We start from the raw sequence: 14,486 nt of genomic DNA, 5'->3' as shown, positions 1-14,486 counted from the left end.
ACTATATTGAGATTTAAACAACAGCAAGTAGCTTATGGTTTTGGTTTGATTAAAAAACTGGGAGCTTATTTTTGGATGCCATGCCCGCATAGGTTAATGTCATATTATTCTCAAACTTACCTTATTGTACTGATCGGTCTAATTAACTTATTATGTTTGTAGACCAATTGGTACAATATATGAAAAAATTAGAAAATAAGGTTGCTCTGGTAACAGGCGCTTCGAAAGGAATCGGGGCAGCAATAGCGAAACAGTATGCTGAAGATGGTGCAGCAGTGGTTGTAAATTATGCCTACTCCAAGGGAGATGCAGAAAAGGTAGTAGAGATCATTAGAGGCAAAGGTGGAAGGGCAATTGCTGTGCAAGGTGATGTTTCAATCGCAGAAGATGTGAAAAGGATTTTGGCAGATACAGTGGAGGCATTTGGCAGAATTGATATTTTGGTTAATAATGCTGGAGTTTATGAATGGGGTACTCTTGAATCGGTTACCGTTGACGGATTTCATCGCCAGTTTAACATCAATGTATTGGGTTTGCTTCTTGCCTCTCAGGCGGCGGTAAGTTATTTCGCAGAGAATGGCGGCAACATTATTAACATCGGATCTGGTGTATCGACATCTCAGCCGGCCGGGAGTGCTGTTTATACGGCAACAAAAAGTGCTGTAGACTCTATAACAAGGGTACTTTCCAAGGAACTGGGATCAAAGAATATTAGGGTAAATTCTATAAACCCTGGTATAGTTGATACGGAGGGATCAAGGGCAGGTGGGTTTATTGGAAGTGAAATGGAAAAGATGTTTGTGGGGATGACGCCGCTACAGCGTGTTGGAATGCCAGAGGATATTGCATTAATTGCTTCGTTTCTTGCTTCGGACGAGGCCCGTTGGCTGACAGGGGAAATCGTGTTGGCAAGCGGTGGATTGCGTTAGTATTTATGGTTATCCCGGTTTTTCCGGATTAATGAAATAAATCAATAGCTTTGTATGCAGATGCAAAGCTATTGATCATTATGAGAACCAAAGATTTTGATGAAGAAGAGATACTGAGGAAAGCTATCAATATTTTCTGGGAAAAAGGCTATCATGCAACTTCTATCCACGACCTGATAGAGGGGTTGGGAATCGGACGTTCCAGTATATACCACGCCTTTGGAGATAAGCATACGCTGTTCCTGAAGGCACTTGAACTTTATCAGTATGGTGGTACTGCCAAAATCGTTAAAACCATTGGCGAGGCACCTTCTTTGAAGCTCGGTATTCGTGCATTGTTAAACGGAGTTGTTGACGATATATACGTTGATAATTGTCCGCAAGGATGCTTTAAAGTGAATTCGGGAGTGGAGGTAGCCGCACAGGATAAAGCGGTAAATAAGCTGGTATATGATGACGACCTTCTTATAGAAAATGCGCTGTATCAGGCATTCGAGAAGGGGAAGCAAAATGGAGAAATCAGCGTCTCAAAAGATTCCCTCGCTCTCGCACGTTTTTTTTGTAATACGATTTCCGGCATGCGCGTTTATGCAAAATTCAGAACGGAAAGAGCTTTTTTTGAAGATATTGTAAAAACCGCACTTTCAGTGTTGGATGGTGATTGATTGAAGTATACTGTGTATTGTTGAAGGGCAGCAAACAATTTTGGTTTTTAAGACTTATCATTTGAGGATTATACTTCAACCATCATTGATTCAAATGAAACACCTAAACAAATATCTGCCTGTTGCAAATTTAATTGCACTGATCCTTACTATCGGGATAAACTATTTTTCAAACGCGGGATTGCTTAACGGAAATACAATGAAAGTAATTTCTGACCGTTACGCCAATTATTTCACACCAGCCGGGTACGCATTTTCGATCTGGGGCCTGATTTACCTCGGACTCCTGGGTTTTGTTTGCTATTCATTAATCAAAAGAAAACAGGCTGAAGTTGAATTTGTAGTGAATAAAGTCGGCTGGTTTTTTGTAATTTCCTGTGCTGCAAACTCCGTGTGGGTGATGGCCTGGCTGAGTGACTATATTGGGGCTTCAGTGGTCATTATGATAGTATTATTGCTAAGTCTTATCGCCATCATCAGCCGCACGAGGATGGAACTCGACGCGCATCCGCTCAAAGAATATGTTTTGATCTATTGGCCCTTCGCTTTGTATGCCGGATGGATAACAGTGGCCCTGATTGCAAACGTTTCTGCCTACCTTACTAAGATTAACTGGGATGGCATGGGAATTTCTGAAAATTATTGGGCTGTTATCATGATTGCTACTGCCGGGCTTGTCAATATTATTATGATACTTAACAGGAATCTGCGCGAGTTCGCCACAGTTGGAATCTGGGCATTGTTTGCCATTTCAGTCAGAAACCGCCAACAAGTGGGCACTGAGGCAGTAGTTTATGCCTGTTATATCACGATCTTTATTATCCTGATATTTATCATTGCCAATGGCATAAAAAAAGGTGAGCGGTCGATTGATCATATGTAACGAGACTAGCTTCGGAAAGTCCGTTCCCCACGTGCAATGGGTTAATCCCTCTCTTTAAAAATGACACACATTTAATGATTGATTGCAACATGATATGATGTTGTGCATTAACTTTGATCGAGAAGTTACATTTGAAGCGTGATCACTTCAATGCAGTATTGAAACGAGTTTGATGATTAGCTATATAAATGAATATGAAAGCAATAGGATTTAAAAAATCGCTGCCAATAACAGAGCAGGATAGTTTTATTGAATTTGAAACAGAGAAGCCGACGCCTGCAGGAAATGATTTGCTGATTAAAATAAATGCGGTTTCTGTAAACCCAGTTGATTTTAAGGTTCGCCAGAGCAGCGCGAAGGATAAAATACTGGACACGCCTAAAATTATAGGCTGGGATGCCGTGGGTGTGGTAGAGGCTGTGGGTGAACTGGTCTCGCTATTTAATGTTGGGGACGAAGTTTTTTACGCAGGAGATATTACCAAGCCAGGCAGCAATGCCGAGTATCAGCTAGTCGACGAGCGTATTGTAGGTAAAAAACCGGCAAACTTATCAGTTGCCGAAGCTGCTGCCTTACCTTTGACGGCGCTTACGGCATGGGAAATTTTGTTCGATCGCCTGCGCATCAATGAAAAAGATAAGGGTAAGTCCATTTTGATTATTGGTGGTGCCGGTGGTGTAGGCTCTGTAGCGATTCAAATTGCAAAGAAACTGCTGGGGTTACGGGTAATTGCTACCGCATCCCGTATTGAAAGCGTTGACTGGTGTAAAAAATACGGTGCTGATGTTGTTGTCAACCACCAGAATCTGATTGCAGAAGTGCGTAATGCGGGTTTCAATCAGGTTGATTTTATCATTGATTTTGTGGATGTAAATCAATATTGGGATGCCTTTGTAGAGTTGATTAAACCGCAGGGCAGCATTGGTTCTATTAGTGATCCGACAGCTGCAGTGAATCTTCGCCAGCTAAAAGGGAAGAGTGTGAGTTTCCATTGGGAATTAATGTTTACCCGTTCAATGTTTCAAACCGAAGATTTGGTTGAACAGCATCGGATTTTGAACCAGGTAGCAGTTTTGCTGGATAACGGAACGTTGTTAACGACTTTGAATGAAACCCTCAAGGGTTTTACCACGGCTAATTTTAAAAAAGCCCATCAATTACTGGAAGGTGGCGCTACCATTGGAAAAATTGTTGTTGAGTATTAAAATTTACATCTGTTTATACCAAACCATTCAATGTTTGGTATAAACAGTTCAGTGCGCAATAGGTCTTATTGTAGCATCCCGTACATTTTCTACTACTTCAAAGTAACGTCCAGGTACACCGAATGACGGCCGTAGGTTTCGTAAAAAGGTTTAAAAGCAACATCTCCCACGTTAAAATTTAAGGTTTTCGGATCGCCTGATATCGACTTGCTGATATCTGCAGCATCGAATGTAATTTTGCGCCATTCTTTTCGTGGTTCCGGTTCTTGCGCAGCGAGCAATATGGGGCCGTAAAATAAACTGGCAATGTTTTGCTGATCCATTACAGGATCAAGGTGAAACTGAAAGGGCATTTGAAGTTCAATTTTATCACCATTTTTCCATGACCTGCTGAGCTTGAGATAGGTGCCGGGTGTGGCAATTAGTTGTTGCTCTATTCCATTAATTTTTACCGTAAACCCTTTTGTGGCCCACTTAGGTACCCGCACATAAATATTGAACTTCCCGCTGCCATTGATAGTCAGAGCGGTTTGATCTTCATTTGGAAAATTTGTGGATTGTATTAATGTTACTTTTCTTTCATTCCAGTTGAGGGTAGAGGGGATAAACAGGTTAACATAAAGTGATTTATTGTCTTCTGATTTGAAATAAATAGAATTTTGAAGTTTGGTGCTGCTTTCTATTGCTGTACCGTTGCAGCAGGTGAATCCAGTCATGTCAGCATTACTAAATTGTTTAACAGATCCGGGTCTCAGGGATACATGGTAGGTATTCGCCGGACTGTCTTCGGCTACTGAAGCCAGGATATGGTTATACAAACCCCGTTCATAATAATCCATAAATGCTGGATTTTGGTTAACCATAAACAAGTCGCCCGTTAATTTCAGCATATTGTATGTAGCACAGGTTTCATTTTGGCCCCCTTCAGAAAATCCATTTTCATAAAGGGTAGATGGTTGAGAAACGAAGCATTCTGCATTGGCCGGGTTACGTGCACCCGCAACGCCGCCGATGCTGTACATGTAATCGTTTACCATTTTATACCAGAAGTTATCGGCAATTTTAAAGTATTCGGGGTTTTTGGAGGCATTGTACATCTCGATGCTTCCCACGATCTGTGGAATGTGCTGGTTAGCATGAAGTCCCCTGAAGATATCTACATTTTTAGCCAATCCGTTTGTATGGGCGGTATCACCATAAAATACTTTGATGTTATCAAACAGGGTTGCTGTGCTCAGGTATTTTGCCTTGCCGGTGATCCTGTACAGATGAGCCATGGACTCATTCATACCACCGAATTCGCCGGCAATGTAGGTATTCCACATTTTGATACGGGTTTCTGCAGGCAATGTACTTAAACGGGTATATACCCAATCGCCCATCCCTGAAGCAATTGCGAGTGCTTTCTTGTTGCCGCTTACCTCGTACACTTCTATCAAGCCTGCCAGTATTTTATGTAAGGTGTAATAAGGTGCCCAGATCTGATTTTTCTGACCACCGTATTTGGCGCCTTTTTCCAGCATAATGAACTGATCAGGAGGATAGGCGCTGATAAAGCCAGTTCCCCAGTTCCAGTAATCGTTTCTGATCCCTGCGTCGCTAAGGTCAGAATCGAAGGCTGACTTTCGGGGCCCGAAAGACACGGCCGCCGGATCGGCTACAAAGGCATCGCCGGTTTTCCTGGGTTTTCCTGATAGTTGTGAAAGTTGATACAACGTATTGACCATGTATTCCATTTTATTCCGAAAGTTTTCATGGAGGGCTTTGTCGTAACCAGTGCCCGCGTAGGCTTGTGCAATTGCAGTGAGATAGTGCCCGGTGGCATGCCCCCTGAGCTTGGTGTCCTCGCTATCCCAAACGCCCAAAGGAATGGCTCCCGCAGGTTGCTTTTGTCCGAAAGCATGACGAAACATGTATAAAAAAGAATTGGGGTCAGTATTAGCCAGTGTTCTGATGAACTTATCCCGGTTTTCCAGAAACTTCGTCTGGTGGTTTTGCTTATCTGGTTTTAAGCTTACCTGGTTTAAGGGAAAGGGCTGCAATTTGGAAACAACAGAATTAGAATGGTTTGGTTCGTATACTGTTACGAATGCTTTTGGCTGGAAATCCGTTCCTGGAACCTTCCCGGTAATCGTGTATTGGCCAGATTTCAGAACCGTTGTATTATCTGTGGGAGCTGGCCACAGTACCCTTACTTTAGGGCCCTTGATTTTATTCCGGTAGGTGCCGGCAACATAGGCTGGCAATCTGGGTAGATTTCCAATTTCAGTACTTACTTTCACATCGCCGACTGCACTAAGGTACGCATTGTAAAGCTGTGGAGTATTTGAAGGGAAAGCGGGTAAATCGTCTTCTTTTTTGGAGGAGGAATTCACTGTGGCGGCCTGTGTACTTCGCTCTGCATTAATGAAAATACCTTCAACCTGCTTAATGCTTAAAGGTACGCGGTAGATACGAAAATCATGCATCATGCCGTTTAAAGCCATTGATTCGGTTGTTTGTGATTTACCGATATACAGCGGTTTCTTTTTTCCGGATGTTGATCGGAAGGTATCAGTAAGGTCAATCGTCGCATCTTTAATTTCTCCTGCAGCTTTGCCATTGATATAGGTGACCATCGATTTTGCAGGCACATTAACAACAATGCAAACGAAAACCCACTTATTTTCATCAATGGGAGAAGAGACGATTTCCATAATTTTCTGACCTTTTCCGGGGATTGCCACTGTGAAATTTTTTCCGCTATTCGATCCCAGATAAGCTGCAAAAGATTTTTTTGGTGCTGTTTGCCCGAAATCAAATAAAGCCTGGCCATTGCTTTGTGACCGGAGGTAAACCCATCCGCATACCGTTAAGGATTCAAGGTCAGTCAGCACTTCGCCCGGAATGGTTAGAAAGGAATTGTTTCCGCCATTAATGGATAATACTGTGCCAAAGCGGTCGTCTTTAGCAATAGTGATTTCAGTGCCATTAATTTTGCCATGGTGATTATTTCTGGACCAATCTTTTACATCGCCATTGAACTGATACCGGGCGCTTAATCCCGTTTCTCCAATACCATCAAGTATTTGATCGCCGTTTTGTGCGTGAACGCTATTTACCGCGGCAATGGATGCAATAACTAAAAATAGGATACGGAACAGCAACTTCAGTTTTTTCATGTTTATCATTTTAACTACTTCTTTCTTATTGCCTGATTAAACGTTAACCGGGAGGCATAGGATTTAAACCGGCATGCGGGAAATGAAGTAATTTACTTTTGCAAATTGCATAAAATTAGATATTATGGACAAAGTTTAGACGCTTTTTTTTAGCTGATTTAACTCTGATTTTATCAGGATTGAGAAATGTTTTTATCTTGTACCCTTAAACTCTACTTACATACTCATGAGAATAGCTCTTGCTTCGCCACCCATTCCAAAATCTCTCGAAAATGCTTTAACTACCCTTACAGCACTTGTTAAATCGGCCGCTGAAAGCAAAGCGGAGATTATCTGTTTTCCGGAATCCTATCTTCCAGGTTACCCCGGAATGGGATACTCCGAAAGTGACCGGAGTGCACCTTCGCTCACCAGGGCGTTGGAGCAAGTAACTGCACTTGCCAGGCAAAATTCAATAGCCATCATCGTGCCTATGGATTGGCACAGCGAAGGTGGCCTGCAAAACGTAGCTTTCGTGATTTCTCCTGATGGGGAAGTGATCGGCCACCAAAGCAAAAACCAGCTGGATCCATCGGAAGATGAGATGTGGGTAGCCGGAACAGAAAGGCAATTGTTTGAAATCAATGGTGTAAAGTTTGGTATTTCCATTTGCCACGAAGGATTCAGATACCCGGAGTCGGTAAGGTGGGCTGCGCAAGCTGGTGCAGCGATTGTATTTCATCCACATTTCACGGGAAGTGATGAAACAGGAAAGGTGATTACCCGCTGGGGAGATCCGGACAGCCCCTATTATGAAAAGGCAATGCTCATGAGGTCAATTGAAAATACAATCTATTTTGCCAGCGTAAATTACGCTTCGAAATATCAGGAATCTGCCACATCGCTCATTGATCCGGATGGTAACTGCATCGCCTATCAAAATTACGGCGAAAGTGGCTTGCTTATTAGGGATATCGATATTAGCCTGGCAACGGGGAGGCTAGCTAAACGGTTTAAAAAGGAGTTGTATTAGGATAACAATTGAGGATTTATAACTGAATTGTTCATTATGCCAAACGTTTTAGTGATACACGGGTTGTATGGATAAAACGAAGCTATTAATGGGAAAACCGCTTACCGATAACCACAACACAGAGGATACAACTCACACCTGCTTGGCATCGGCAAGCATTTACCTGAAACGAAAGCTGTTATTTTTTGCAATCAGCATGTGTTGTTCTTTTTGTAGTTTCGGACAGGCTCCCGAATCACAGGGATGGCTTTTCATTACACATCAGCAAAAAATCGGAAAGTCATTTAAAATACTAGCCGATGTGCAGCTGCGTACTGCCAACCGCTATCAGTATTTGAATACGATGTTGCTGCGCACGGGATTAATGTATGACCTGTCTGAAAAGCATTCCATCGCATTAGGGTATGCATACAAGGGGGACTGGGAAAAGGAAGACTACAATGATGATAAGGCGTATAGTTTTGAAAACCGGATTTTTGAGCAGTTTATTTACAATTTTAAGTGGCATAAAACAGAGATGATGTTTCGCGGCAGGCTTGAACAGCGTTGGGTTAAAGCTGATGCAGTTCAGTTTTCCCAACGTGCCAGGGCAATGCTTGGCGCACAAATTCCCTTGCTTGCAAATCAGAATTTTTCAAGGGGAATTTACATGGGTTTGCAGGATGAATTGTTCTTGAATGTGATGAATAAAAGTAAGGTGAACGGAAGTGTTTTTGATCAGAACCGGGTATTTCTATCTTTTGGCTATCGCTGGAATAAGGCCATTGATACGGAACTGGGCTATCAACACTGGTATCAAAAGGAGGAAACCGGGCGCTATAACCGCCATGTTCTTCAACTACAGATTACCACCCAGTTTTAGCGTAGCAAAAAGAATGAAGGTTAGGATTCTAGAGATCTAATAGTTTTATAGGGGACTAAAAACATTGGTAGCAAAACTAATTGATTTCGTAAGTGTTCCAATATCATGGAAGAATCAGATGCAAAATCAGTAATTAGTGATGCAGTAGAAGCTTATACCATTGCGATGGGCGATGGCGAAACGCATACTTTTCATGTCAATATCTACCCCCATCACGCACAGTCAACTTGTAGATACAGTGTTTTCCAGGGAGAGAAATTAGTGGCTGCTTTAGCTCCGAACAGCCAGGGGTTTCTCTACATATGTCAGAATCCAGGTGATATCAGAGAAGATCTACTGGATCAGCTTTGTGAGGCTGTGGAATTGAGGCATCCTGACATCATTGATGACGATGATGAGCAGCCTGATCAATCTTAGAATTTTATTAAAGCAAATCTTTGATGCATACCTGCATTCTGACCGCCAGACTGGATAAAAAAAGCCAGACTTTTTTTGATGATAGGAGAAAGCTATACTTTCCAGCAGAAAGGAATTTTTTAAATGCCCATCTCACGCTTTTCCATAAGCTTCCTGATGATCCGGAGGTGCTGCTACAGCTGGAAAATGTTGTTCGTTATTCCTTCATAGCAAGGGTATATGGTTTGAAGAGTATCGGCAACGGGGTAGCTTATTTTATCGAAAGCAAAGAATTACAATTGCTGCACCGGCAGTTGCAACAGCAATGCCAGTCAATTCTAATCGCACAGGACAGGCAAACACTGCGTCCGCATATCACGATTCAAAACAAAGTAAGTGTAGAAAAGGTCAAAAGTTTGTTAACAACGTTAGAACCGACTTTCGAGCCGCTTAATATTAATATTGAAGGACTGGATCTGTGGCATTATCTGGATGGACCATGGTCTCATTACCGGTATTTCCCGTTTCAGCCATCAAACCCGATGTTAGATAAGGCTTAAATAAAAGTGTAATCAAATAGGGGGCAACTTTTACATTTAAAAGGGTATAGAAACAAAAAAACCTCACATTTCTGTGAGGTTTTTGTGATCCCGCTGGGATTCGAACCCAGGACCACTACATTAAAAGTGTAATGCTCTACCAGCTGAGCTACGGAATCTACTTTGTTTAAAAACGTTGTCCGTTTCCTTTAAAGTGATGCAAATATAGGGCTCTGATACATCTCCTGCAAATAAAAAAAACTAAAAAATGCTAAGTGTATTGATTTATAAGGGGATTAATTATTTGTGCTGGCTTTTTTAAAGTTATTTGATAATTTTAGCAACCTGAAATAGTCAATATTAAACTATGATTAAATTAAAAATACCAATATATATATCCTTAGTTGCTGTTGTGGTATCTTGTTCGAACAGGAAAAACGGTGAAGAAGTGAAGCGTAAGCAAGATTCTTTAGCGTCGTGTGAAAAAAATCTGCCTGCCAGGTTTGGTTCGGTTCGGGATACATCGAGCTTTGCCAGTAACAAAGTAAGCCATGAAGGTATGGTGTTAATTCCGGGGGGAGCGTTCACGATGGGGGCTTCAGATAAAGAAGGTAGAGATGATGAGTATCCGAAACATGAGGTTAAACTGAATTCATTTTGGATTGATGCAACAGAAGTGACCAATGCGGATTTCAAGCGCTTTGTGGATGGCACGGGCTATGTGACCACTGCGGAGAAGAAACCAGACTGGGAGGAAATGAAAAAGCAGTTGCCACCGGGCACACCTAAACCGGCAGACAGTATTTTTGTTGCGGCCTCTCTGGTATTTCATCAGCCGAAAGCCATTACCAGTTTAAACGATGCATCGCAATGGTGGAGTTGGGTGAAGGGAGCAGACTGGAAACATCCACACGGACCGAAAAGCAGCATTAAGGGAAAAGAAAACTATCCCGTGGTACACATTTCGTGGGATGATGCGATGGCTTACTGCCGTTGGGCGGGGAAACGCCTGCCTACGGAAGCTGAATGGGAGTATGCAGCGCGTGGGGGACTGAAAAATAATCTTTATCCCTGGGGAAACGAAGATATTGAAAAAGGAAAGGCTAAGGCCAATACCTGGCAGGGGAATTTTCCAATCACCAATACGGATTGGGATAAGTTTAATGGTCTTGCTGCTGTAAAACAGTTTGCTGCAAACGGCTATGGCTTATATGATATGGCTGGTAATGTTTGGGAATGGTGCAGTGATTGGTATCGTCCGGATTACTATGCCTCTTTAAAAGGCTTGGCTGAAAATCCGCAGGGTCCGAAAGACAGCTACGACCCTATGGAACCTACTGTTCCAAAAAAAGTTGTGCGCGGGGGATCATTCATGTGCAATGCATCTTATTGTAAAGGTTATCGGGTAACCTCCAGGATGAAGACATCTATCGATACAGGTTTGGAACACACTGGTTTCAGATGTGTCAGCACCGAATAATTTATTTAATAGATTACCAATTTCCTCGGGCATTCGCAACTTTTAGTATGGTAGGTAGGTGTTTGGGTTGATGTTTTGATATTGTTTACGTGATATTTTCATTTATATGCTTTTTTTATCGCTAAAAGCGCAGAATTTGGAGCTTAATTCTGTTAAATTAAAAATTAAACACACGTTTGCGTAATAAATTCTTAAAATATTTTTATAGTTTGGTGTTTTCAAATCAATCAAACCAAACGTTTTATGGCAATTACTGCGAATCAGGATCGAAAAGGTCCGAACCCTCTCGTTATTATCTGTGCGCTCTTCTTTATTTTTGGCTTTGTTACCTGGGCTAACGGAACGCTGATTCCTTTTTTTAAGTTATCATTTGGCCTATCTAACCTGCAGGCATTCTTTGTAACGTTCGCATCGTATATGGCTTACTTTTTTCTGGCGCTTCCATCCTCATGGATACTTAAAAAAGTGGGTTTTAAAAACGGCATAGTATTAGGCCTTGTAATTTTGGGTTTAGGTTCTCTGATATTTATTCCTGCTGCCCAAACCCGGACTTTTGGTTTGTTTTTGACAGGGATTTTTGTTCAGGGAGCAGCACTTGCTTTACTACAGACTGCCTCAAATCCTTATCTGGCGATTATTGGCCCGATAGAAAGTGCGGCAAAAAGGATTAGTATTGCCGGGATTTGCAATAAGGTGGCCGGGATGATTGTTCCGCTGGTGATGGGCAGTCTGTTCCTTAAAAACGCTTCAGAGGTTGAAAAACAAATTCAAAGCACAACAGGCATAGTTCATGAACAATTATTAAACGATGTTTTGGGTCGTGTAAATATGCCATACATTGTTTTGGCTATTGTTTTCTGTCTTTTTGCGCTTTTTGTAAAGTTCACCAGCTTACCAGAAGTAGAAGTAAAAGAAGATATTATTGATGAAAGCAAAGGGGCTGTAGTAACCCATACCAGCATATTTCAGTTTCCGCATCTTTTTCTGGGGGCACTTTGCATTTTTGTGTATGTTGGAGCAGAAGTAATGGCGGGTGATATCATTGGTATCTACGGACGTGAATTGGGCATTAGTACTGAGATAAGCGGAAAGCTAACATCTATCACGCTGTTTAGTATGCTTATTGGTTATATTATCGGTATTGTTACGATTCCCAAATACATCTCACAACAAAAAGCCCTGCGGATTTGTGCCATTCTGGGTATAGTCTTTACGGTTTTATCCTTTGCCATTTCAAGCTGGTTTGCTGTAATTTTTGTCGCCCTGCTTGGACTTGCCAACTCATTAATGTGGCCTGCGATATTCCCACTGGGTATTAGTCACCTGGGGAAATTTACTAAGATTGGTTCGGCCATTATGGTGATGGGGATTGCTGGAGGCGCTTTAATGCCACTTTTATATGCGTTTTTAAATGAAAAGCTACAGGTTCATTTTCAGCTGGCTTACTTATTAACGGTGTTGCCATGCTACCTATATATCTTATATTTTGCAATTAAAGGGCACAAGGTAGGATTGACTTCAAAATAACCGTTTCCTTAACGATAAGACATCAGGCGCTACAATATTGTAGCGCCTTCACTATTTCCTTATTTCGCTTGTTTTCTTTTGCCAGTAATTTTCGCTTATTTTGGCGAATAATCCGAAGGGGTGTTAATGGTGTCATTTTACCTCATTCGTTTTTCGTATTTATGAATAAAGCTATTTTCCTTGATCGTGACGGCGTGCTGAATCACGAAATTTATGACTATATCTGTCGTGTTGAAGATTTTAAAATTTTAGATTATCAGATTCCTGTTTTGAAGCGGTTTTTTGATGAGGGCTATTTATTAATTGTGATCACCAATCAAGGGGGGATTGCTTTAAAACGCTATTCTGAACAAGAACTGGCGATCATGCATCAGATGCTCAGAAATGCCTTTGTAGCTAAGGGTGCTGACATTGCCGGGTTTTACTATTGCCCGCATCATCCAACAGTGGGAGGAGAATGTAAATGTCGTAAGCCAGCCTCTGGAATGATTTTAGATGCGATTGATATGTACGATATTGACCCTGAGCAGTCTGTGATGATCGGCGATAAGCCAAGAGATGTAGAAGCAGCAAATGGGGCAGGAGTGAAGGGTATTCTGATTGAGCCTGATGAACAGATTGTATATGAAAAGGTGAAGGAAGTGATTGAAGGAGAGAAAAATTTTTAGCGGATTGCGCGAAATCTGAAAGGTTTTTTTACGTCACAAAAAAGGGTTTTAAATTAAGCGTATTGACTACCCTTAATTTAAAACCCTTTAATCTAAATTCATACTAATGATTGAATGTGAAACTCAGTCATTTAATTCTATTTTCCAGCTGCTTTAGCATGATCTGCTAAGAAAGTTGCTAAACCACTATCAGTTAAAGGGTGTTTCAATAAACCCACAATTGCTGCTAAAGGAGCAGTAATCACATCAGCACCTAATTTTGCACAGTTTACAATGTGCAGCGGGCCACGGATCGAAGCGGCTAAAATTTGGGTTTCGTATCCGTAATTATCGAATATCGTTCTGATATCCTCAATTAAAACCAAGCCATCGCTCGATATATCATCTAAACGGCCTAAGAATGGAGATACATAAGTAGCACCTGCCTTAGCTGCTAACAATGCCTGCCCTGCTGAGAAAATTAATGTACAGTTGGTTTTGATCCCTTTTGAAGAGAAATATTTAATGGCTTTAACACCATCTTTAATCATCGGAACCTTAACTACGATTTTCGGGTTTAAAGCAGCTAATGCTTCACCTTCTTTGATGATTTCGTCGAAAGTTGTAGAAATTACTTCTGCACTTACATTATCTTCAACGATATCGCAGATTGCTTTATAGTGATTAATAACATTTTCGTCGCCTGTAATGCCTTCCTTAGCCATTAAGCTTGGGTTAGTGGTTACACCGTCTAAAATGCCAAGATCGTGCGCCTCTTTGATTTGATCAAGATTTGCTGTGTCGATAAAAAATTTCATGTTTATAAATTCTTAAATATTTGAGTTTCGATGATTGAACCCTGAAGAATTTAATTCCCCCTTCAGGGGATTAAGGGAAAAGAAAAAAAAGGGCAAGCACCTTCTATCGCACCGCTACAACCTTCTACCCTTGCTATGTTCCCATCCTGGGGGAGTTCAAAGGGAGCTGGTCGTAAAAGACTTGCCCGGCACAAAGGTAGAAAAAGATGTTGTTCTGCAAAACCCATTTATTGTATTTTTCGATAATTATGGCTATCTTGTTGATACCTAAATTAATAAAATTTATCGGCGCTGATCGCAAATCCTTTCAAACTGGCAGTAACGACGGTTTTTTTGCTTAAAGAGTATTTATTTGTGAATTT

General features: G+C 41.4%; 13 protein-coding genes, 1 tRNA gene and 1 other RNA gene. 11 read left to right on the top strand and 4 right to left on the bottom strand.

The annotated features are described in order from the left end of the window. The first annotated feature begins 179 nt into the window (after positions 1 to 179). From AB669_RS17140 to AB669_RS17125, 4 genes are all read left to right on the top strand, one after another. Positions 180 to 929 (top strand): SDR family NAD(P)-dependent oxidoreductase, encoded by a 750-nt coding sequence (locus tag AB669_RS17140; protein WP_047800569.1) that lies wholly within the window; start codon positions 180 to 182, stop codon positions 927 to 929. A gap of 80 nt (positions 930 to 1,009) precedes the next feature. Next, a complete protein-coding gene (locus AB669_RS17135; protein ID WP_047800568.1) occupies positions 1,010 to 1,594 on the top strand; it encodes a TetR/AcrR family transcriptional regulator in 585 nt (194 codons plus the stop codon). A 94-nt stretch (positions 1,595 to 1,688) separates the two neighbouring features. Continuing rightward, complete coding sequence (locus AB669_RS17130) at positions 1,689 to 2,477, top strand: hypothetical protein (RefSeq protein ID WP_047800567.1); 789 nt, start codon at positions 1,689 to 1,691, stop codon at positions 2,475 to 2,477. 194 nt (positions 2,478 to 2,671) lie between these two features. Beyond that, positions 2,672 to 3,682 carry a zinc-binding alcohol dehydrogenase family protein gene (locus tag AB669_RS17125; RefSeq protein ID WP_047800566.1) on the top strand — a complete coding sequence of 337 codons (1,011 nt, stop codon included), beginning with the start codon at positions 2,672 to 2,674 and terminating at the stop codon, positions 3,680 to 3,682. A gap of 92 nt (positions 3,683 to 3,774) precedes the next feature. Here AB669_RS17125 and AB669_RS17120 read toward each other — a convergent pair whose 3' ends face one another. After that, on the bottom strand, positions 3,775 to 6,843 hold the full coding sequence (locus tag AB669_RS17120; protein WP_047800761.1) for a beta-L-arabinofuranosidase domain-containing protein: 3,069 nt from the start codon (positions 6,841 to 6,843) through the stop codon (positions 3,775 to 3,777). Between the two features lie 226 nt (positions 6,844 to 7,069). Here AB669_RS17120 and AB669_RS17115 point away from each other — a divergent pair, with 226 nt between their 5' ends. From AB669_RS17115 to AB669_RS17100, 4 genes are all read left to right on the top strand, one after another. Beyond that, positions 7,070 to 7,855 (top strand): carbon-nitrogen hydrolase family protein, encoded by a 786-nt coding sequence (locus tag AB669_RS17115; RefSeq protein WP_047800565.1) that lies wholly within the window; start codon positions 7,070 to 7,072, stop codon positions 7,853 to 7,855. A gap of 88 nt (positions 7,856 to 7,943) precedes the next feature. Further along, positions 7,944 to 8,717: a DUF2490 domain-containing protein gene (locus AB669_RS17110; protein ID WP_197082427.1), complete on the top strand. Its 774-nt coding sequence runs from the start codon at positions 7,944 to 7,946 to the stop codon at positions 8,715 to 8,717. 105 nt (positions 8,718 to 8,822) lie between these two features. Continuing rightward, positions 8,823 to 9,134: a hypothetical protein gene (locus AB669_RS17105; protein ID WP_053058452.1), complete on the top strand. Its 312-nt coding sequence runs from the start codon at positions 8,823 to 8,825 to the stop codon at positions 9,132 to 9,134. 23 nt (positions 9,135 to 9,157) lie between these two features. Beyond that, positions 9,158 to 9,673 carry a 2'-5' RNA ligase family protein gene (locus tag AB669_RS17100; protein WP_047800563.1) on the top strand — a complete coding sequence of 172 codons (516 nt, stop codon included), beginning with the start codon at positions 9,158 to 9,160 and terminating at the stop codon, positions 9,671 to 9,673. Between the two features lie 85 nt (positions 9,674 to 9,758). Here the strand turns inward: AB669_RS17100 and AB669_RS17095 are convergent. Continuing rightward, positions 9,759 to 9,831 (bottom strand) — tRNA-Lys (locus tag AB669_RS17095). A gap of 188 nt (positions 9,832 to 10,019) precedes the next feature. Here AB669_RS17095 and AB669_RS17090 point away from each other — a divergent pair. The 3 genes from AB669_RS17090 to AB669_RS17080 all read left to right on the top strand — a co-directional run bounded on the left by AB669_RS17090 (position 10,020) and on the right by AB669_RS17080 (position 13,327). After that, on the top strand, positions 10,020 to 11,132 hold the full coding sequence (locus tag AB669_RS17090; protein WP_047800562.1) for a formylglycine-generating enzyme family protein: 1,113 nt from the start codon (positions 10,020 to 10,022) through the stop codon (positions 11,130 to 11,132). A 243-nt stretch (positions 11,133 to 11,375) separates the two neighbouring features. Beyond that, complete coding sequence (locus AB669_RS17085; RefSeq protein WP_047800561.1) at positions 11,376 to 12,659, top strand: sugar MFS transporter; 1,284 nt, start codon at positions 11,376 to 11,378, stop codon at positions 12,657 to 12,659. A gap of 161 nt (positions 12,660 to 12,820) precedes the next feature. After that, complete coding sequence (locus AB669_RS17080; protein WP_047800560.1) at positions 12,821 to 13,327, top strand: HAD-IIIA family hydrolase; 507 nt, start codon at positions 12,821 to 12,823, stop codon at positions 13,325 to 13,327. A gap of 137 nt (positions 13,328 to 13,464) precedes the next feature. Here AB669_RS17080 and fsa read toward each other — a convergent pair whose 3' ends face one another. Together fsa and ffs are read right to left on the bottom strand one after the other, a co-directional pair. After that, on the bottom strand, positions 13,465 to 14,124 hold the full coding sequence (gene fsa, locus AB669_RS17075) for a fructose-6-phosphate aldolase (RefSeq protein ID WP_047800559.1): 660 nt from the start codon (positions 14,122 to 14,124) through the stop codon (positions 13,465 to 13,467). A gap of 87 nt (positions 14,125 to 14,211) precedes the next feature. Beyond that, positions 14,212 to 14,311: signal recognition particle sRNA small type (gene ffs / locus AB669_RS21830), an RNA gene on the bottom strand. Positions 14,312 to 14,486 lie beyond the last annotated feature (175 nt).

This window comes from Pedobacter sp. BMA (assembly GCF_001027745.1).
Taxonomy (GTDB): domain Bacteria; phylum Bacteroidota; class Bacteroidia; order Sphingobacteriales; family Sphingobacteriaceae; genus Pedobacter.
This window is presented reverse-complemented; position numbering and strand designations above follow the sequence as displayed.